Genomic DNA, 20,141 nt, shown 5'->3' on the forward strand with positions numbered 1-20,141 from the left:
CGGAACGATAATTTAAGATTCCTCCTGCTCGCCTGAGTGGAATGAATATTTGAAGGGAATGAGCAAAATGTACGTTGTTCCTAATATGTACCCATACCCTTATCCTTATTACATCAACGCAACAGTGTATTCATACATCCCAAGACAGCCGATGTACTGGGGTTTCATTGATGAAATAGCATATGACGAACGAATTTCTTATTTACAGCCATCAAATGACGAATCCATTGGACTAAAAGATTATGGAAAAGGACCATCAATAGTGAATATCGATAAAGCTGTGGAGAAGAACAATACATTTCGCACTGTCTTATGGACAGGTAATCACTTACAAGTTGCTCTAATGAGTCTCAACGTCGGGGAAGATATCGGTATGGAAGTTCATCCTGCCGTTGATCAATTTCTACGTATTGAAGATGGGCAAGGAATCGTTCAAATCGGGGATAAGAAGGGGAAATTATATATTCAGGAAAAAGTGTCTGATGGTGATGCTATCATGGTTCCCGCTGGAAAATGGCATAATCTAATCAATACGGGAGATAAAGACCTTAAACTTTATACAATCTATGCCCCGCCTGAGCACCCCTTAGGTAATGTTCATAAAACAAAAGCAGATGCAATGGCTGCTCATAACTAATATAAAACCCAGCGTATCTACTCGTAAGTGAAGATCGCTGGGTTTCTAATGTTTTTTCTTTTAGTGTATTAAGTTATCAATAAACAAACGGACAACATCCGCTCCGCCAATAAACGTTCCGAGTGAGCTTCCAATGTTGGCGAATACGACAACGAGTAAGACACGCGTCACTTTATTTTTCCAGAATCCTTTAAAGCTAAAAACATCCTCTGATAAACGCTCGAAATCTCTCACCGTTGGCTTGCTGAAATATGCTTGAACAAAGCCGGCGAACCAGCCTGCAGCTGTGAGTGGATCCAGGGCCGATATCGGTGCCATTACAAAGGCGGTGAGAATCGCTATTGGATGGCCGAGTGCTATCGCTACACCAAGTGCGGAAAGTGCACCATGCCAAAGTATCCAGCTTGTTGCCTGTTGCATCCCTGCGACAGGATTTGAAATAAAAGTATAGGCAACCATCGCAATAATTAACAGTGGTATCATCAAGCCAACGATCTTCGGCCACTTCGGTTTCGCTGGTCGTACAGTCAGCTGTTTTAAATCATGCTCCTTATATATTTCCTTCGTGATACCTGGAACATGTGCAGCACCAAGGACTGCGACAACCTTATCTCCGGGAGCATTCTTGATTTTCTGTGCTAAATACTGATCACGTTCATCAATTAACGGCTTTTTAAGCTTCGGAAAATAATCGGTAAACTCCTGCAGCATTGCATTAATCGTATCCTGATTTTTCATCTTTTCCAGTTCTTCTTCTGAGATGCTTTCCTTACTAAAAACACTTCCAACGATTTGCGCAAGCAGCATCGATTTCCCTTTAAAACCGATATTTCCCCATATCCGTGAAAAGGTAATCTGGATATTCCGGTCGGCAAGTACGAGATTCGCTCCGGTTTCCTTTGCAGATTCAATCCCTTGGATCATTTCCTGTCCAGCACTGATGCCGAATTGACTTGCCATTCTTTTTTGAAATGAGGAAATCGCAAGGTTCATTAATAGCAGACTCGCCTTCTTGTCCTTAATTACCTTGAATATATTCGTATCGCTCCACTTATTTCCCTCTGTAATCGATTCATAGCGCTGTTCATCGAGTTCTATACAGACGGAATCTGGCCGCTCTGATTCAATTACTTCTTTTACCTGTTCTGCACTATGCTTCGACACATGGGCAGTCCCAATAAGAATAATCTCTTTATTATCTATATGTAATCGGGTTATGTTTTCCTCCACCATCAGTTACCTTCCTTTTATTAGAAAAATAGGGGTTAACCAAGCCTTTAAAAACAGCCTCAGTTGCGCTAATGTTTTACACATTCTTACTTGTGAAAAAACCTTGGTTGCACCTCTGCTAACACAAGACGCTTATTATCATTCTAAACTACTATCGTGCATAATAGTATTTATTTTTTATTAACTTATTCTATTCTATTATCCTATTTGAACTCATGTGTGGCAAGCACAGTCGCGATGGCATCTTCAATTGACGTTACCGAACTGCTTAAGAAGTTATTTACCATTATTGAAAAAATCAATTTCTCCCCGTCTAAGGAAGTAACATAGCCTGAAAGCGACGAAACACCAGTAAGGGAGCCTGTCTTCGCGATAACATTTCCTTTTGCCGGCTCTTCCTTCATCCGATGCCTGAGCGTTCCACCTACTAGCCGCTCCTCCATCCCGGCTACAGGAAAGGAGAATTCAAAATCAGCGTACCAATCCTTTTGCTGCACGTGATAAAGCAGATTTGATAGCCCACTTGCAGGTATTAACGTTTTATGAGACATTCCTGAACCATCACGGAACCGAACGGTATCTGGATTAACGCCTGATTCTGCTGCCGTTTCAGCAATTACCTCTAGACCCTTCTCCCAGCTTCCTTCGCTATGAACGACTTGGCCCATTTCCTTCGATAGTGTTTCTCCTAATCCATTATTACTTAATTTCATAAATGGCAGGAGCAGTTCATTTAAAGGAATTGATTTTACCGTTGTAAGCACGGTCGCATTCTCAGGCGTTACCCCCGTTTGAACTTTCGAATTGCCGATAAACTTGATGCCTTGCTGCTCTAATGACTGTTTAAAAACATCTAGCACATATCCTGTTGGTTCCCAGACTGCAATCCATTCTTTTGAGTTCGCTCCCTTTAAAGGGATTTTCCCTTCGACAATAATTGTATTCGTACCATGCTCCCGTTCAATTGTCAGATCCTTCGCTTCATTTGCAGCAACTATTTCAGTTTTATTCAAAATCGTGACGTAGTCTGTATTTGGCGTAAGTGTTACTTTCCCCGGTCCGCCTAGCTTCGTTCCTGGAATTACTTCCACAATAACCGTTCCAGCGTCATAATCATTATTTGGAGAAAGCGTCAGCGCAGAGACTTGTGCACCGGTATAGAAAGACTCATCGGACCAGTTCAAATCCTGGGATAGGCGAATCGCATCATACCACTGATCATCGCCGATTAAATTCCCATTGATACGGTTAATCCCTTGTTCCTTCAATTCAATTGCTGCTTGATCGAGATCCTCTTTTAATAATGTAGGATCTCCTTTACCCCGAATATACAAGTTTCCTTGCAATACCTTTCCTTTTATCTTACCATCCGTTGCGAATTCCGTTGTAAATTGATAGTCCGGACCAAGTGTATCTAGACTTGCTGCCGCAGTTAAGATTTTCATATTCGATGCAGGATGCAATCGTAAATCACCTTGATATGCATAGATTTCTTCACCAGTTTCCGCCTTTCGAACACTTATCCCGACGCTTGCCCCGTCCAATGATTCATCCTTTAAAATTGCAGCCATTTTTTCTGATAATGTTCGGGATTTCTCTTTCTCTGAGATCTCATTGGAGGCTTTAATAATGGGTGGTTCATCCTTGTTTATTAACGAAATGGCGACAGTTACCATTATCAAGAGGAATAGAAAGCCATAAAAAATCTTATTCTTTGAGACCATAACTGCATCGCACCTCTATTGTTAGAATATTTTAATTATACATTAAATTAATCAATATGAAAGCTATTATTCGAATACTAAGGGTTACCCCAGCCTTAGTTGCACTTATAGTAAATATTTATACTTGCTTAAATACCAAAGATAATATTATTTCCTAAGCTAGCTATTAATATGCCGAAACTCATGTTTTTATTGCATATTTCCCCAAAATTCCTTGCTTTAAAAATGGACAGGTTCTAAAAAGACTTGACTTTATCTAACATCCTTTGTAATATACTTGTAGATTACCTTTAAATCAGTCCTGTGAGGCTGGCAAGGTTGGTGCGGATTCGTTGTGCATATAGATGCGCAATGGTTTGGGCAGGCTACTTCCTGTCTAAATAAAAATGCACCCTGCCAGTTTATCGGGCAGGGTGCATTTTTTTATATCTTATTAATTTATAGAATAGGGGAGAAGACTATGTCACAACGTGAAATTCAAGTTGATGAGCGTCTGCCATTTTTACAAAGTTTACCACTTAGCTTTCAGCACTTATTTGCAATGTTCGGTTCAACTGTATTAGTACCGATTATTTTTGGAGTTGATCCTGCGACCATCCTACTAATGAACGGAATTGGAACCATTCTTTATATCTTCATTACGAAAGGGAAAATTCCTGCATATTTAGGATCCAGCTTCGCGTTTATTTCACCAGTAACCCTCGTTATAACCCAGGGTGGCGGCTATGGCGCAGCGTTAGGTGGATTCTTCGTTGTAGGTCTTGTTCTCGTCCTAATCGGCTTAATCGTTAAAGTAGCAGGGACCACATGGATTGATACTGTCTTCCCACCAGCTGCAATGGGAGCAATCGTAGCAGTAATTGGCCTTGAGCTTGTGCCAACTGCTGCAGGCATGGCGGGACTTGTGCCCGATCCGAATATCCCAGTTGATACAACAGCAATCACAGTTTCACTACTTACACTAGGCTTTACAATTGTTTACTGGGTTGTCCTTCGTGGCTTCTTGAAAATTATCCCAATCCTGCTTGGAATTGTAACAGGCTATTGTATTGCAACGTTTTTCGGTATCGTCGATTATACAGCAGTAAAGGAAGCAGATTGGATTCAATTGCCAACATTCTACCAAATCGAGTTTAACTGGTCAGATATTCTGATTATCCTGCCCGCTGCGCTCGTGTTAATTCCAGAACATATCGGACACTTAGTCGTAACAGGAAATATCGTGAAGAAAGACCTTGTAAAAGATCCTGGACTTGATCGTTCTTTATTCGGTAACGGAATTTCAACAATGATTTCCAGTTTACTCGGTTCAACACCAAATACAACATACGGCGAGAATATCGGCGTACTTGCAATCACTCGTGTATACTCTACTTGGATTATCGGTGGAGCAGCAGTAATTGCGGTGATCTTATCGTTCTGCGGAAAACTTGCAGCACTAATTACGACAATCCCAACTCCTGTAATGGGCGGAATTTCCTTACTCTTATTCGGAATCATCGCGGTAAGCGGACTTCGTATACTAGTGGAGCAAAAAGTGGATTATAGTAATTCACAAAACCTGATATTAACTTGTGTTGTGCTTGCGGTAGGAATTAGTGGAGCTTCCATCTCACTTGGCGAAGTAGCATTATCGGGTATGGGACTTGCAACAATTGTTGCGGTTATCTTGAGCTTGTTCTTCAAACTATTAAATGTGCTTAAGCTTGCAAATGAATAGATTCTTATAATGAGATATCCCTTTGGAAATTCCCCAAGGGGGTATTTCTGTATAGAAAGACTGATGAAATGAGCAGCGTTTTTTATCATTTTTTAACAACTATTAAGGAAAAAGCAATCCCCTCAAGAAATGAGATTGCTATTGGTAGGTATTTTACATACCTACGCTTTTATTTCAAAATATTCATCTAATGCTTGTTGTAATGTTCCTTTGATTTCTGTGTTTTTCATGTTCGTTCCTAAGTGAACCATTTTTCTGGCAAGTTGAGGTCTTAATCCCGTTAAGATTGATTTTGAACCCATCAGCTTTATCCCAGTTAACACCTGTTGAAAAATAGCAACTGTATATTCATCCATATCAGTTATTCCTGAAAGGTCGATAATTAATGTATTAATCCTTAACTTTGATATTTCGTTTAATACTTTCTCTTCAATAATATCCATTCGATAGGAATCAAACATGCCAATCATTGGCAATACGGCTATAGAAGAGCTGACTGGAATGATAGGAACTGATAGATGTTCAACTAATTTCCTTTGGTTCATAATTAATTCATCTTTATAGTTAGAATAGCTAATAAAAAAGCTATTTAAAAATTCATCAATCCCATCATTAATGGTCTGTTCCAGTTCATAAAAATCACCAGCAAAGTTAGAACTGCTGTTTAATGGATCATTTTCCCGTAGGAGTTGCCATAAAGTACGTCTAAGTGCATGGATCCACTCTAATTTGAGTGCTAAGGTTAGTGAATACTTCGCCCAAGAAATTCCTTCTACTTCTGCAAAATCAATGAGTTCCTCTCGCTTATTTCCCACAACATAGAGTGCGATCGTTTCTGCATTTTTCAAAAGATCAATATTTCCTTCTTCTAATATAGTATTAATCTTCGTGGCAACATTTCCTGCCTCTGATAAAAGCATCGATTGAAATTCTTCTCTGTTATTCAAAATATAGTTGTCAATACTGCTTCTGGCTGTCACATTAAGTTCCTCCTATTGTGAGTTTTTTATCGGAAGGTCCGAAAAAATGGATATATATATATATCCATTCTATATTAATAAGAAAAATCCCTTCTTTTTTATTCCCTTCTAAGCTCAAATTAACACATATTATCAGGTTCTTTTCTTAAAGAAGGATAAACACTCTTTCTTGTTGAATTTATTTAAAGTGTAGATTATTGAGTAAAAAAACCAATCACATCTAAAAATAATGGAAATGAGGAGCTAAAATGGCCGAACAACAATGCATGTTATGCGAGAGTAAAGCATTAGGAAATGCGGTATGGGCAGGATTTGGTGGCACTTTGCAACCAGCTAAAAAAATGGATTGGAAAGGTGGATCTAAAGTACTTGTTACAGTTTGTACAGAATGTGGTCATATATCGATGAAGGCGGAAAGACCTCATATATTTAAAAATAAATGATAACACTATGCACAATTTGCCAATAATCATCAAGCAGGCGCATTGTAAATGGAAGGTTAACGCATTTATTGTGCTAACAGATGTGATTGTATAGGGGGTATCGCCTCATTGCTAACAAAGAAAGTTGAGCGTTAGCCCCTTTTCAAATTCAATTGACGAGGGGCATATAATATTTAATAGTTCCCCATACCACCAACTCTTTCAGCTTATAATTCTTCTATAGGATTCACACCATTTAAACCTGCCAATTACAAAAAAACATATGAAACAATATTATCACTCATGTTCAGAATACTGTTTCTCCATATTAAACCTTAAATCGTCTAATTTGATCAATCTCTTTTTCAAAATGACTCGTCATTCGATGGGAAACAAAAACATTATTATATTTTCAGATAATAATTATGGTATGATTATTTTTACTTAGACAAAAACGGGAGGGGTGTGGACAATGTTTCATTTTAAAATTGACGAGGAGATTGTATTACAGCAGCTGGAAATTCAGGATGCACAAGCACTATTTCAACTTACAGAAGGATCCAGAGAATATTTACGAGCATGGCTACCCTGGGTTGATGGCACAAAGACAGTTGATGATTCACAGGCATTTATTGAGCATACTACCCAAACAATGGAAGCCAAAAAGGGACTTACAACTGGCATTTATTATCAGGGGAAATTAGTCGGAAGGCGGGATTCAACAGCTTAGACTTCCGAAATAAAATTGGGCATATCGGCTACTGGCTGGCGAAGGATTATCAAGGGAAGGGTATTATGAGCCGTGTTGCTCGAGCATTAACCGAATATGCTTTTCATGAGTTAGACCTTAACCGTGTCGAAATCCGTGCTGCATATGAAAATTTGAGGAGCCGCGCAATCCCCAAACGGTTGGGCTTTGTTGAAGAAGGTAAAATTAGACAAGCAGAATGGCTGTATGATCATTATGTCGACCATGTCATATACGGGATGTTAGCGAGTGATTGGGAAAACATCCGCTAAGTTAGGAGTGGTGAAATGGATATCGTATTTAAAACAGATACTTCTGTTTTCAATTATCGTGTCGCTGGGATATGGACTCAAAATGGACAAGTACTTATACATAAGGATGTTAACGATACAAACTGGTCTCTCCCAGGAGGAAGGGTTGCTCTTGGTGAAGACTCACAAGTCGCGCTCATCCGTGAATTTCAAGAAGAGCTAACGATGGAAATTGAGGTTGGACAGCTGTGCTGGATCGTAGAGAACTTCTTTGACTATAAAGGCGATGCTTTTCACGAAATTAGCTTCTATTATGAGGTATCGACTAGTGATTCATCATTATTGCAAAGCGAGGCATTCCATGGTCCAGAAGGGGAGCGACTGCTTTACAAATGGGTTCCAATAGAAAAATTATCGGAATATGAATTGCTCCCTAGTTTCCTAAAATCTGGCTTAAAGGCGTTGCCAGGCCGTACAGTACATATAATCAATCGAGATGGGGATGACAAATGACCAGAATTAACGGTAGGTCAATTTACATTCGTGCATTTAAAACAGATGATGCTGAAGAACTGCTAGCTTTGCAGCTTACGAATCGTGACTTCTTTGAGAGATTCTCCACGCATCGAGATAATGACTTCTATACCTTAGAGGGACAAAAGACAAGAATCAAAAGCTATGCCAAAAGCTGGGAGCTCGATCAACAATATATGTTTGGCATTTTTACACTCGACAAGGATGCATTAATTGGTACCGTTAATCTATTCGAGGTACTCCGTGGCTCCCTGCAAGGAGCTTTTATCGGTTATTTCTTGGATCAAAAGCAGAACGGAAAAGGTTATATGACAGAAGCCGTAAAGCTAGTTGTAGCTTATGCCTTCGAACATTTAAAATTGCACCGAATCGAAGCAGGTGTCATGCCACATAATATTGGCTCGATTCGCGTATTGGAAAAGGCCGGCTTCCACAAAGAAGGAATTGCAGTAAAGAATGTTAAAATAAATGGCAGATGGGAAGACCATCAAATGTTAGCAAGAATAAATCCGAATGACTAATTCTATCGGTCTGTCTCCTTATAAGTAATCTTGATGACTTCATCTGTTTTTGAGTTAAATGAAATATCGATAAACACACCGAATTCCTTCTCTTCACCTTTAAGCCACAGTTTGAACTTTTCGACTGAGGTATCACCATTTGTTTCTTTGCCAATATGGAGATAGTCAATGATTTGTGCGTTCGGATATTTTGCTTTCGTCTCTTCCATAGCCATTCGACCCCATTTTGCATAGGGAGGAATCACTATTTCCGCATTCAATGTATTGTCGATTGGAGCAAAATAACTTAATGGCAAGAACAGAGCAATCACTAATAGCAGTTTTTTCATCATAACAGATAACCTCCTTTTCTATAGGATGTGTCAATTGGAGAATATTATGAAGGAGCGTGAAAAAATGACGAAAATATGTTTAATCAGGCACGGAGAAACTGACTGGAATGCACTTGGGAAAATTCAAGGGAAAACAGATATTCCATTAAATGATACGGGGAGAAAACAGGCAGACGAGTGTGGTGCATACTTAGATGCAGCGGATTATGACATTTTAATTTCCAGCCCAATGAAACGTGCTAAGGAAACCGCGGAAATCATTAACAGCTATTTACATTTACCGATGATTGAAATGGATGATTTCGTTGAGCGAGCATTTGGTGACGGAGAAGGGATGACATTAGAAGCGAGGGTAGAGAAGTATCCAGATGGAAACTATCCGAACCAAGAGGAAAGAGAAGACTTTAACAATCGAGTCATGACAGGAATTAAGCAGGTTTGTGATACATATCCAGATAAGCGTGTACTGCTTGTTGCCCACGGTGCAGTAATTGGCATGATCTTATCGAATTTGTCAAACGGAGAAATCGGCTCAGGAAAAACAAAGCTCATGAATGCATGTATTAGCAACATTCATTTCCAAAAGGAACAGTGGGAGATAAAGGATTACAATCGGATAGAGCATTTGTCCAGGTTTGGTGAGTAGAAACCAAATGAAGAGGCGAAAAAAACCAATGTTCGACTGTCCTATGTTATTTCCTAAAGAAATGGAGCGTCTGCTCTCTCGTAATGAATTCGAGAATACTAATGTATATTAAGATTGGCGGGAAACACCAATAACTGATAATAGTTACCAGATGATTTGTGTTTCTAGGGAGCGTGCTTGAATTTACAATGGCAGTTTCGCAAAACTACCATTGTATTATTTGAGCGGGGATTATGATTCGTGACGTTTCATAATCGATACAACATCTTCAAAGCATCCAGCATTCGCTAGAATATAATCACCGCCAACTAAGTAATCGACCGGGTTGCCATCGAATTTGCTCATTTTTAACCCTAATTCTTTTGCGAAAATGACTTGTGCCGCTAAATCCCAAGGACCGGAATCGGAATTGACGAAGGCTACAAATTTGCCATCAAATACATGAATGGAATCAATTCCACCACAGCCCATATACCGTATATCAAAACAATGATTTACAAGCTCGGTGAAATTCGATTTCGTATGCCATCTGCTAATATCACAAGAAACTAATCCATCCTCTAAGGCAATCGAGGCAGGAGATTTCATTCTAACTCCATTTAAATAGGCTCCCTCATTTTCCATCGCATGATACAAATCGTTATTCATTACATCATAAATATATCCAAGCTTGCCGACATTATTCTCATAGTAGGCAATCAACACACAGAAATGGTCCTGCTGTTTCAGAAAGTTTGTGGTCCCATCAATTGGATCAATTAACCATACATTGTCAAATGATTGGATTTGCTCTCTCTGTTTAGTTTCCTCGCCAATAATTTGATGGATCGGATAGTTCTCGATAATCTTCGCTCGAATCCTAGCTTCCACTTCTTTATCAATATTTGAAACTAAATCACGATGACTAGACTTCGTTTCGATTGTTAATTCGGTCGATAATGATTCTTGAATAAAGGGAATAATTTCTTTAAACCATTGCTTTACTTGCAAATCAATTTCCATTAAGCTACGATCCACTTCGATTCCTCCAAACAACTGTACTTTTTTGAAAGTTCCTAAATTAATACTATGGTATTGCTTCAATGTTTTCAATGATTGATACCTTTAATATTCTAAAATGCTACGGTTGCTTCCTAATAAATATGTCTAACCCTTGACTTGCTAACCCACACCAATACTATTTAAGAATCATTTCCCGGGGAATATCGACAAAATTTGCATCTCGAAAAATTAGAAATATTAATCCACTAATTCATAAATAATATCTTAATTGGTTAACTTGATTGTCACTACATCCTTAGGTTCACTTATTCATTTGTATAATATCTGCCAAAAAGCCGTATATAATCTATAAATCATAGGTTAAATGTTTCCCTTTTGTAAATTTTCAGAACATACTAACAGGTTATTAACAGATTGTTGATAACCTGCAATTTTATTGGAAAACTAGTGTTTAGCCACCTCCTAGTGACAGACTCTTCTGAAATTATGTTAATGACGTTCTTATTTTTTCCTTTTAAAAAAAGAGACTCCTAGTCAATAAACTAGGAAATCTCCTTAAGTTTGTTTAATTCATTTGCACATTATGCAAATGAGCGAATATCCCATTATACTTTAACAGCTCTTCATGACTGCCTTCTTCTTCAATTCCATTCTTTGTGACAACCATAATTCGATCTGCATTTTTAATTGTTGCGAGTCGATGGGCAATCACAAGAGTTGTCCGATCCTTCGCAAGCTCATTCAATGCCTTTTGAATAATCATTTCTGTCTCAGTATCGAGTGCAGATGTTGCTTCGTCCAAGATTAAAATTGGTGGATTTTTTAAGAACATCCGCGCAATCGCAATCCGCTGCTTCTGTCCACCAGATAACTTAAGCCCACGTTCTCCGACTTGGGTTTCATATCCATCTGGCAATTCGCGAATAAATTCCTCCATATGGGCGCGACGCGCTGCGAGTTCGATTTCTTCATTCGTCGCATCAAGTTTCCCATACGCAATATTCTCACGAAGTGTTCCTGTAAATAAGAAGACATCCTGTTGAACGACACCGATTTGCCTTCGAAGTGATTGCTTCGTCATGTCGCGGATATCCATCCCATCAATCGTAATGCTCCCTGAATTAACATCATAGAAACGAGGGATTAACGAAGATATTGTAGTTTTACCAGCACCTGATGGGCCAACGAAAGCAATCGTTTCGCCTGCACGAATGTCGAAGCTTAATCCATTTAATACTGGGACATGTTCCTCCTCGTAACCAAAGGTAACATTATGGAAGGAAATGTCTCCTCTTAAATTGCTTACTTGAACAGCATTTTCTCGATCCTTTACATCTGGTTCGACATCTAGCAGCTCGGTAAATCGCTTGAAACCTGCCATTCCCTTTGGATACATTTCCAGTAATGCTGTAATTTTATTGATTGGATTGAACAATACATTCACAAACAAGATAAAACTAACAAGCTCGCCGTACGACATCTTCCCTTGGAATGTTAGCCATGCACCCGTAACAAGGACAAGTAAAGTAATTAAACGCATAAGCAAATATATATTGGAATGAACAATAGCCATGACTCGATATGCTCCGACTTTGGCCTCTTTGAAGCTAGTGTTATTCTTAGAAAAATTGTCCATTTCAAATGCTTCATTCGTAAAGGATTGCACGACACGCACGCCAGATACCGCATCTTCAACATGGGCATTTACACCGGCAATATCCTCATACATTCTCTTCCATGATTTATTCATCCTAACATTACCAAAGGAAATAAGGAAAATCAGGATTGGTATGGCGATTAAAATAATCAAAGCAAGCTGAGGATTAATCGTAAACATGATGAAAAATGCACCAATAAAGGTCATGATTGAAATAAAGAAATCCTCTGGGCCATGATGTGCCAGCTCACCAAGATCAAATAAATCATTCGTAATCCGACTCATGATATGTCCTGTCTTCACGTTATCGAAAAAGCGAAATGATTGCTTTTGTACATGATTAAATAACTCTTGGCGCATATCTGTTTCAATGTTTACCCCTAGCTTATGCCCGATATATGTAACGACATACTGCAAATAAGTACTCAATATATAAACGAATAATAGCAATACCGCAACCGTTACAATGATATTCCAATCTCCGCCAGGCAATAATTTATCAATAAACCATTGAACGGCAACCGGAAACGCAAGTTCAAGCAAGGCAACAAATAGTGCTGCAGTAAAATCCACTATAAATAATCGCCGATGTGGCTTGTAGTAAGAGAAAAAACGACGTATCACATATTCACTTCCTTTTTCTAATTTGGTACATAAATTATAAGGTTTATCCCTATGTTTAGCAATAATTGGGTATCTGTCATTAGTGGGTAACTAATTCATAATGCCTAGAAATTAACAACATTATTAAAGAAACTGTTGATAAGTCGTGGATAACGGTTAAAATACTCTGAATAACCGTAGTTATCCACATTTTTATCAACATATGCACAATTCAATGTCGCTATATTGTTGGCGAACACCTTTTCCCTACTATATATTGAAAATATCTACAGATTTATTAACAGCATGTGTATAACCCCTGTTACTAAACAAACTTTGCTCGTTATCTGTGCTTTCAACTCGATTGCTTTATTATTTATTAAACTGTGAATTAGGCGCAAGTTGATTTCCGCGGTCAACGCGGTCTGCTCCTTCTACAGAAAGCCGCTTCCTATGAGTCTACAGCCGTTCCTGTTCCTTAGGACAAGGAAAGCTTCGACAGCGTTACTTCGCACGATGAAAATCGTTTTTATTTTCGACGAGTCTCCTGCCGCTACAGTAAACCGCCATGAAAGAGTGATACTACTCTATCCACTTAATGAAGAGGTAAGAAAAGATAAGAGCAATGAACGCACAATCCCAGCGGAGGAAATACACGGAGATTCCTGCGGGAGGAAAGGCCTCGGTGAGACTCCGAAGTGCGATAGCACAAGGAGGCTCACCAGCCGCCCGCGGAAAGCGTAGTGTATTTCCGGAGCGATTGGTCCGAGGACTATTATATATCCTAAGATAGTTCACAGTTTTCAATTCCTAACTATAATCCATTGCACCAAAAAACAGGAGGCTTTTCAAGGTAGCCTCCTGTTTCTTATTTATTACTGTGATCCTAACTGTAAGGTTGTTTCAATTCGTTCTCCATTGCGGTAATAAACTACACTTACATTTTCGCCTATTTCCTTATCCTGGTATAGCACTTTTCGTAAATTAATCATGTCCTTAACAGGGTTACCATCGAGCTCTGTAATGACATCAAGCCGTTGTAATCCTGCCTTATCCGCTGGTGATAATGGATCAACACTCCATACATAGACCCCGCCATCAACATCAGAAGGGAGATTTAATGTACTTCTCCATTCAGCTTGTGGTACTTCGTCAAGTGAATAGATTTCAACGCCGATATATGGACGGATTACTTCTCCTGTCGCCTCTAACTCCTCTATAATCGGCAACGCACTATCAATTGGGATAGAGAAGCCAATCCCTTCTACTGCCTCTTGCGTAATTTTCATAGAATTAATTCCTATTAATTGACCATAAATATTAATCAATGCCCCACCACTATTGCCTGGATTAATCGCAGCATCCGTCTGGATTACTTCTGCTTGCCAATCAGCACGGCCATCTAAATTAAAATCCTGTGGTACCGTTCGCTCTGTTCCACTTACGACACCTTGCGTGACTGAGCCTGAGAATGCGAGTCCCAGTGGATTTCCAATTGCAATGACAGGTTCACCAACCTTGACATCGGCACTTGAACCAATTTCAATGACCTTCTTTACAGCCTTACCGTCCATCCGTAACACTGCTAAATCAGAAAATAAATCACTGCCAACGATTTTTGCGTCTACATGTGTATCATCAGATAAAACGACTTCAACATAATCTGCACCTTCAATTACATGGTGGTTTGTAACGACATATGCAACACCGTCTGTATTTTTATAGATGACACCAGATCCTGTTCCTGCCTCAACGTTCTTCTGTTGCTCCCAGAAATCGGTTTTGCTTTGGATATTTGTCACGCCAACAACAGCAGGAGATACCTCCGCAACCATTTCCGTTATTTGTGTCGAAACATCCACTTTTACTGCTCTCGGTATCGTCCCCGACTTTTGATTATTTTCCCCTGATTGAATTGTCGCCTCATTTGCTCTGTTGTCTGTTTCAGCGTTTTCCCCAAATCTTCCAGCAGACTTAAATGATGGCACAACTTCTGCAACTAATAAAATCCCAATGATAATCCCCAGCAATAATGGAATTAGCCATCCGCCCTTTTTCCTGCGATTGCGAGATGGATTCGGTGGGTAACCCTGATCATAATATCCCATGAAATTAACCCCTTATCCGATTGTGTTTTTAATTTCCTTTTGCTATAGTATTTCACCAAGAATTAAAAAATAGTCATAGGTTTTTGACTAGCCAATGTTGCAGCATTTCTTGCAAACGATTGACCATTTATATAACTTCATACAATGCAGTAGGTTCTTTAGGATCTGTATCAAATAAATCTATCTCAATTCCTCGCTCTTTTAGTACCCCATCTACTGCCATCCTAGCAAGATCTTTCATATTATTATCCAAGCTTAAATGGGCTAAATAAATTCGTTTCGTTCGATTGCTAATTATTTCAGAAAGTGCTAATCCGCTATCCTCATTCGAAACATGTCCTGAATCTCCTAGAATCCTACGTTTGACACTCCAGGGGTAACGCCCCATTCGTAACATTTCTACATCGTGATTTGCTTCAAAAATATATGCATCCGCATCCTCTACCGTTTTCTTAATCCGTTCTGAAACATAACCAAGATCGGTAACAAGCGCGACTTTCTTCCCACTGTGTCGGAACGTATAGAACATTGGCTCAGCAGCATCATGTGAGACACCAAATGATTCGATTTCCATATCGCCAAAAGTTTTTACTTCTTCCATTCCAAACATAAATTTTTGATCGACTGTAAGCTTTCCAATGGATTTTTCCATTGCCTTCCATGTCTTCTCATTCGCATAGATTGGCAAATTGTATTTTCTCGCAATAATTCCTAATCCTTTGATATGATCACTATGCTCATGGGTTACGAGAATTCCTGATAGCATTGACGGATCAACATGGACTTTGCTGAATAAGTTGTCCATCTGCTTACCGCTTAATCCAGCATCCACTAGAAATCGCTCTTGATCTGATTCTATATAAAATGCATTTCCTGTACTTCCAGATGCTAAAACACTAAAACGTAATGTCATTCTGTTTCACTCCGATTGTCTACCTCTAACTTAATTGTCGCATTTAAAAAGGATTGTTTTACTTTACTATCTTTGTTCAATGTTTCTATTTTCTTTATATCATTTCCGATGGTATCATGAAGAAATTTAATCTCATCATTTCGAGAAGCAAGTCCTTCAATCGCATTCACGAAGTAATTCCTTTCTCCACTGCTTTCCCCTTTAACGGTTACTTTCCATGTTGGGGCAAATACTTGATTTCCTTCTGCTACCAGCCTTGCATAATATCCTAGCACGACATCGTCTGTGACTTCTTCATTGGCAGTTAAAAAGCTTCGATTATATAATGCTTCAACCGAAAACAGCGGCTGGATTAATGTCTGTAATTCTCCTTGTGGCTCCGCTTCACCAAGCACTGATTGCGTCAAATGGGTTATCTCATTTGATCCATTTAAGAAAGCTAGCACTAGTCCATTTGAATTAAAATAAACCGGCCGATCATTAATTTTCTGGAAAAAGATAAGCACGTTTAACTCTTTATTCCAGCCCCAATACGTATAATGATCAGGAAATAAAACATAGCTTTTTACGAGTTCACTAATTATATCTGAAGTTTCTTCTGTAACAGGGATCGGATCTTCTAATTGTGAGACAAGGAAGTAATTATCAATCACTTCTGTACTAAGCCCTTTCTTTGCTTTTAACGGCTCCAAATCTGCCTCTGATAATATCTTTTGGGATACCGAAATATAGGAATCCTTTTCAATTTGCCCTGTTTCTAGGTTAGGAATCTTAATATTTTCTGCCTTGAGCTGATCTTTAAATGTCAATTCTTGATTATCCAGTATCCCATAGTCAGCCTCATCCTGCTTTTCTATAAATTGAATGAGCAAATAAATATTAAGAATAAGAAAACTGAGGATAAATAGTGTTTTTATATGACCCCATTGCATCCTCAATCCCCTCCCTTTAATAATTGATCTTCATTTAAATCGATTTCATTCCATTCTCCATTTTCCTTCTTAAACCAAGCAGGAATCAATTCAATAATTCTATCTTTATAGTTGCTGCCACTCATACTGCTTTCATCTTCATCATAATGATAAATTAGCCTGTAACCAATACGAATATCCTGGAAATTTTCCAAATTATAATTACGATTTAAGTATGAAATCAAATCTTGACCTGACATCAATTTTTCTGTGCTCCCACCTAATGGTACATTTAACTCAAAGAGTGGACGATCATATTCATTGAGCTGTAGATTAATCCATTTTTGATCGATATACGACAGATTTAATGCATTATAAATTGGGTATCCATTGTCATCATACATCTGGTACCTGACAACATTTTCTTTTGCATTAATATCCATCAGGTTATATTCATTTGTCCAGCCATTGTGACTATTAATATTTTTAATACTATTCGTTAGCATATTGGCCGCTGTTTGATCATCCCCAACCGCGTCTTCTGAATATGGGTCGACAAACTCCATTCTTCCACGCTTCCAGTATACACGCATGCCACGCTGTGAATCCGTATAATACGTATCACCAGCAGAAGAATACGTTTGACTTACAAGGGACGGATCCGGGAAGAATACCTTGATTAACAAATTGGGTTCATCAATAGACTCAGACGTATATGACTGCTTTGTCACACTTACTGAGTCTCTTGGTATATAGATTGGTTCTTTTGTTTGTTCTAACGAAAGGTATTCCTGAAGAAGCCCTTCATCAACTGATTGAAAATAGTCCCATAGAAATTCATAATGATTGGAATCATTAATTATTGCCGTAGCCTCATTTCTGCCATCAATCGATAGTATTTCGAGATTCAATGATTTGCTGTCTGGATTAAATGATAAATACATTCGATCAAATGACCAGTTTGGCAGTTCGGTATTAGAATCAGACAAGCTCATTAGATTATTCAAGATTTCCATTGGCAAATTACTCGGAAAAATTACTTCAACTTCATTTTTATTCGGTGTTCTGCCGCTTACTAGTCTTGTTTGCAGGTTAGATATAGACCAAGTCTGTATTTGTTCATAAAACTCTTGTTTCTTGATTGGTTTAGAAAATCCATAATGAAGATCATCCATATGAAAGATAACCTCTCTTGGTTCAATCACTGTACCTTTTTTTTCATTATCTTTTCCGCCTAAATTAACTGCCTCATTTAAAGGAGGCTTATCGCTTTTTTCAGGTAATTCTGGCTGATAACTCCATAAACCGAAAGTCAGAAGTAAACTAATCCCGATTAATACGATTAGTATTAGTGATTTTGCTGTTTCCATTTTCATCGATTATACCCCCGCTTCTGATTCATTAGCGGCAGCGTAAAGATGATCGTTGTTCCTTTACCTTCTCTACTTTTTGCCCAAATCTTACCATGATGTGCTTCTACTAGCTCTTTTGAGATTGCTAGTCCTAAACCAGTCCCTCCAAGCTTCCTCGATCTTGCACGATCTGCACGATAAAAACGTTCAAAAATCTTTTCAAGTTTATCATAAGCAATTCCTAATCCTTCATCCCGAATGCTTACTTGAAGAAAATGACGTTTATTTTCTACCTTTAGCTGGATTTTACCACCCTCTGGTGAATATTTAATAGCATTAGAAATAATATTATCGATTACTTGGGTCATTTTATCTTTATCAATCCAAACATTAAATTTCCCTTTTGGTAACTCACGAATCAGGTCAATATGTTCTGGAATATGCATTTCAAATCGATCGGTCACTTGATGAAAGTACTCAATAAACTCCGTTCGCTCCTTATGCAATGGATGCTCATCAGCATCCATCTTAGAAAGCTGCAGGAGGTCATTTACCATGCGAATCATTCGGTCTGTTTCATTTTGAGCAACCCCTAGAAATTTAGGTGCGATATCCTTATCCTGCCATGCTCCGTCTGTTAATGCTTCGATATAGCTCTTCATCGTTGTTAAAGGTGTCCGGAGTTCGTGCGATACATTGGAAACAAAGTCGCGGCGTTCCTGTTCAATCTTCTCTTGCTCGGTTACATCACTAATAACGGAAATGAATCCTGTAATTTCATCTTCATCATCTGAAACCGTTGAGAAATTTGCGCGAATTAAGTACGTTTCGTCATCTTCACTAAAATCAAGAATCATCGAACCACTATCCTGTAACTCTGTTATATCTACTATTTTTTCATCTAGCTGCAATATATCTAATAAAGAATCACCGATGAGATCATCTGGATTCTCTCCAATTAATCTGCCCGCAGGCTCGTTCATTAGTGTAATGATCCCTGCCGTATCCGTGGCAATTACTCCATCCGACATATTGGATAAAATCGAACTGAGCTTTCGCCGTTCCTCCTCAATTGTCGAATAAGAATGTTTTAATCTACTATTTAAATCATTAAATGCCTCAGCTAATTGACCAATTTCATCTTTTCCAAAGACATTTACCTTTTGCGTAAAGTCACCCTTTGCCATTGTCTGTGCTTGTTCCCGCATTTCCATAATTGGCTTTGTAATCGTCCGGGCAACTAAAACTCCAATTAATGCAGACACACTGATTGCTAGTAATGACCCTTGTAAGAATATCTCATTTATGTCCTGAAGCTGATCATACACCTGTTGAATCGGTGCTTCCACATATATAACGCCTGCCACAGCACCGTCCTTATTTAATGGCACAGCTTCAATATATACTCGATCATTATTCGCTTCATTCCTTACTATCTGGTGATTTGGGCTATTGAATGACAGCACTTGCTGGACAATAGGATAATTTACTTTCTTGCCAATATCCGTAATAAGTTCTTTGTCATTCGTTCCCAAAAGAAAACTTTGATTATCCGTCACTTGAATATTTATTAAATCATCGGTACTTATATCTTCAACAATTTGTTGTACGTCTTCTTCCCAGGTTGGTGTATTTTCATCGTCGTTACGCTCTTCATTAAAGGCTTGTTCCAAATTATACGTAAGCAGCTTTAAACGGTCATTGACAGTCCCTTTAAAATTATCAACAAGATTCTCTTCTAATCCTGTGATAAAAAACGACCCAATAACCTGAACGGCAAGAAGCAACAATAGAATATAAATAATAATAAACTTTAATTGTATCGAACGAAAAAAACCAACTTTATTCAT

Annotated in this window: 19 protein-coding genes; 8 read left to right on the top strand and 11 right to left on the bottom strand. The window is 38.5% G+C overall.

From position 1 onward, the window contains the following. Nucleotides 1–67: 67 nt before the first annotated feature. Nucleotides 68–637: a cupin domain-containing protein gene (locus CWR45_RS14140; RefSeq protein WP_115750507.1), complete on the top strand. Its 570-nt coding sequence runs from the start codon at nt 68–70 to the stop codon at nt 635–637. A 60-nt stretch (nt 638–697) separates the two neighbouring features. On the opposite strand, the gene CWR45_RS14145 is transcribed toward CWR45_RS14140, so the two are convergent. Both CWR45_RS14145 and dacB read right to left on the bottom strand, forming a co-directional pair. Next, entirely contained in the window at nt 698–1,870 is a 1,173-nt protein-coding gene (locus CWR45_RS14145) for a TraB/GumN family protein (protein ID WP_115750508.1), read from the bottom strand. A gap of 200 nt (nt 1,871–2,070) precedes the next feature. Continuing rightward, nucleotides 2,071–3,591, bottom strand: a complete 1,521-nt coding sequence (dacB, locus tag CWR45_RS14150; protein ID WP_115750509.1) for a D-alanyl-D-alanine carboxypeptidase/D-alanyl-D-alanine endopeptidase — start codon at nt 3,589–3,591, stop codon at nt 2,071–2,073. A 460-nt stretch (nt 3,592–4,051) separates the two neighbouring features. Here dacB and uraA point away from each other — a divergent pair, with 460 nt between their 5' ends. Beyond that, nucleotides 4,052–5,311: a uracil permease gene (uraA, locus tag CWR45_RS14155; RefSeq protein ID WP_115750510.1), complete on the top strand. Its 1,260-nt coding sequence runs from the start codon at nt 4,052–4,054 to the stop codon at nt 5,309–5,311. A 161-nt stretch (nt 5,312–5,472) separates the two neighbouring features. On the opposite strand, the gene CWR45_RS14160 is transcribed toward uraA, so the two are convergent. After that, the gene (locus CWR45_RS14160; protein ID WP_425453632.1) at nt 5,473–6,291 is read right to left on the bottom strand and encodes an STAS domain-containing protein; all 819 of its coding nucleotides are present in this window, start codon (nt 6,289–6,291) and stop codon (nt 5,473–5,475) included. 248 nt (nt 6,292–6,539) lie between these two features. Between CWR45_RS14160 and CWR45_RS14165 the strand changes: the two genes are divergently transcribed. From CWR45_RS14165 to CWR45_RS14180, 5 genes are all read left to right on the top strand, one after another. Beyond that, on the top strand, nt 6,540–6,734 hold the full coding sequence (locus CWR45_RS14165) for a hypothetical protein (RefSeq protein ID WP_115750511.1): 195 nt from the start codon (nt 6,540–6,542) through the stop codon (nt 6,732–6,734). A 451-nt stretch (nt 6,735–7,185) separates the two neighbouring features. After that, entirely contained in the window at nt 7,186–7,443 is a 258-nt protein-coding gene (locus tag CWR45_RS20410; protein ID WP_342770182.1) for a hypothetical protein, read from the top strand. Beyond that, nucleotides 7,413–7,733: a GNAT family N-acetyltransferase gene (locus tag CWR45_RS20415; RefSeq protein WP_342770185.1), complete on the top strand. Its 321-nt coding sequence runs from the start codon at nt 7,413–7,415 to the stop codon at nt 7,731–7,733. The genes CWR45_RS20410 and CWR45_RS20415 overlap by 31 nt, the downstream gene beginning before the upstream one ends. 15 nt (nt 7,734–7,748) lie before the next feature. After that, nucleotides 7,749–8,225, top strand: a complete 477-nt coding sequence (locus CWR45_RS14175) for an NUDIX hydrolase (protein ID WP_115750512.1) — start codon at nt 7,749–7,751, stop codon at nt 8,223–8,225. After that, on the top strand, nt 8,222–8,767 hold the full coding sequence (locus tag CWR45_RS14180) for a GNAT family N-acetyltransferase (RefSeq protein WP_115750513.1): 546 nt from the start codon (nt 8,222–8,224) through the stop codon (nt 8,765–8,767). The genes CWR45_RS14175 and CWR45_RS14180 overlap by 4 nt, the downstream gene beginning before the upstream one ends. Before the next feature lie 2 nt (nt 8,768–8,769). Here CWR45_RS14180 and CWR45_RS14185 read toward each other — a convergent pair whose 3' ends face one another. Further along, a complete protein-coding gene (locus CWR45_RS14185; protein WP_342770183.1) occupies nt 8,770–9,099 on the bottom strand; it encodes a YqzG/YhdC family protein in 330 nt (109 codons plus the stop codon). A gap of 64 nt (nt 9,100–9,163) precedes the next feature. Here CWR45_RS14185 and CWR45_RS14190 point away from each other — a divergent pair, with 64 nt between their 5' ends. Beyond that, nucleotides 9,164–9,745 carry a histidine phosphatase family protein gene (locus tag CWR45_RS14190; RefSeq protein ID WP_115750646.1) on the top strand — a complete coding sequence of 194 codons (582 nt, stop codon included), beginning with the start codon at nt 9,164–9,166 and terminating at the stop codon, nt 9,743–9,745. A gap of 231 nt (nt 9,746–9,976) precedes the next feature. On the opposite strand, the gene CWR45_RS14195 is transcribed toward CWR45_RS14190, so the two are convergent. The 7 genes from CWR45_RS14195 to walK all read right to left on the bottom strand — a co-directional run bounded on the left by CWR45_RS14195 (nt 9,977) and on the right by walK (nt 20,141). Continuing rightward, a complete protein-coding gene (locus CWR45_RS14195) occupies nt 9,977–10,762 on the bottom strand; it encodes an inositol monophosphatase family protein (RefSeq protein ID WP_115750514.1) in 786 nt (261 codons plus the stop codon). A 550-nt stretch (nt 10,763–11,312) separates the two neighbouring features. After that, on the bottom strand, nt 11,313–13,028 hold the full coding sequence (locus CWR45_RS14200; RefSeq protein ID WP_115750515.1) for an ABC transporter ATP-binding protein: 1,716 nt from the start codon (nt 13,026–13,028) through the stop codon (nt 11,313–11,315). A gap of 854 nt (nt 13,029–13,882) precedes the next feature. Beyond that, the gene (locus CWR45_RS14210; protein WP_115750517.1) at nt 13,883–15,115 is read right to left on the bottom strand and encodes a S1C family serine protease; all 1,233 of its coding nucleotides are present in this window, start codon (nt 15,113–15,115) and stop codon (nt 13,883–13,885) included. Nucleotides 15,116–15,242: 127 nt separating this feature from the next. Next, complete coding sequence (locus tag CWR45_RS14215) at nt 15,243–16,028, bottom strand: MBL fold metallo-hydrolase (protein ID WP_115750518.1); 786 nt, start codon at nt 16,026–16,028, stop codon at nt 15,243–15,245. Further along, nucleotides 16,025–16,960, bottom strand: a complete 936-nt coding sequence (locus CWR45_RS14220) for a two-component system regulatory protein YycI (protein WP_115750519.1) — start codon at nt 16,958–16,960, stop codon at nt 16,025–16,027. Before CWR45_RS14220 ends, CWR45_RS14215 begins: the two co-directional genes overlap by 4 nt. Nucleotides 16,961–16,962: 2 nt before the next feature. Further along, on the bottom strand, nt 16,963–18,315 hold the full coding sequence (locus CWR45_RS14225; RefSeq protein WP_115750520.1) for a YycH family regulatory protein: 1,353 nt from the start codon (nt 18,313–18,315) through the stop codon (nt 16,963–16,965). Further along, nucleotides 18,312–20,141 carry a cell wall metabolism sensor histidine kinase WalK gene (walK, locus tag CWR45_RS14230; RefSeq protein WP_115750521.1) on the bottom strand — a complete coding sequence of 610 codons (1,830 nt, stop codon included), beginning with the start codon at nt 20,139–20,141 and terminating at the stop codon, nt 18,312–18,314. Before walK ends, CWR45_RS14225 begins: the two co-directional genes overlap by 4 nt.

Origin of the sequence: Oceanobacillus chungangensis (assembly GCF_003369565.1) — a bacterium.
GTDB lineage: Bacteria > Bacillota > Bacilli > Bacillales > Amphibacillaceae > Oceanobacillus > Oceanobacillus chungangensis.

Coding starts and splice junctions, on each gene's coding strand:
- walK (WP_115750521.1), bottom strand. CDS start 20,141: ATGAATAAAGTTGGTTTTTTTCGTTCGATACAATTAAAGTTTATTATT.
- dacB (WP_115750509.1), bottom strand. CDS start 3,591: ATGGTCTCAAAGAATAAGATTTTTTATGGCTTTCTATTCCTCTTGATA.
- uraA (WP_115750510.1), top strand. CDS start 4,052: ATGTCACAACGTGAAATTCAAGTTGATGAGCGTCTGCCATTTTTACAA.
- CWR45_RS14225 (WP_115750520.1), bottom strand. CDS start 18,315: ATGAAAATGGAAACAGCAAAATCACTAATACTAATCGTATTAATCGGG.
- CWR45_RS14210 (WP_115750517.1), bottom strand. CDS start 15,115: ATGGGATATTATGATCAGGGTTACCCACCGAATCCATCTCGCAATCGC.
- CWR45_RS14145 (WP_115750508.1), bottom strand. CDS start 1,870: ATGGTGGAGGAAAACATAACCCGATTACATATAGATAATAAAGAGATT.
- CWR45_RS14165 (WP_115750511.1), top strand. CDS start 6,540: ATGGCCGAACAACAATGCATGTTATGCGAGAGTAAAGCATTAGGAAAT.
- CWR45_RS14180 (WP_115750513.1), top strand. CDS start 8,222: ATGACCAGAATTAACGGTAGGTCAATTTACATTCGTGCATTTAAAACA.
- CWR45_RS20410 (WP_342770182.1), top strand. CDS start 7,186: ATGTTTCATTTTAAAATTGACGAGGAGATTGTATTACAGCAGCTGGAA.
- CWR45_RS14175 (WP_115750512.1), top strand. CDS start 7,749: ATGGATATCGTATTTAAAACAGATACTTCTGTTTTCAATTATCGTGTC.
- CWR45_RS14185 (WP_342770183.1), bottom strand. CDS start 9,099: ATGATGAAAAAACTGCTATTAGTGATTGCTCTGTTCTTGCCATTAAGT.
- CWR45_RS14220 (WP_115750519.1), bottom strand. CDS start 16,960: ATGCAATGGGGTCATATAAAAACACTATTTATCCTCAGTTTTCTTATT.
- CWR45_RS14215 (WP_115750518.1), bottom strand. CDS start 16,028: ATGACATTACGTTTTAGTGTTTTAGCATCTGGAAGTACAGGAAATGCA.
- CWR45_RS14140 (WP_115750507.1), top strand. CDS start 68: ATGTACGTTGTTCCTAATATGTACCCATACCCTTATCCTTATTACATC.
- CWR45_RS14190 (WP_115750646.1), top strand. CDS start 9,164: ATGACGAAAATATGTTTAATCAGGCACGGAGAAACTGACTGGAATGCA.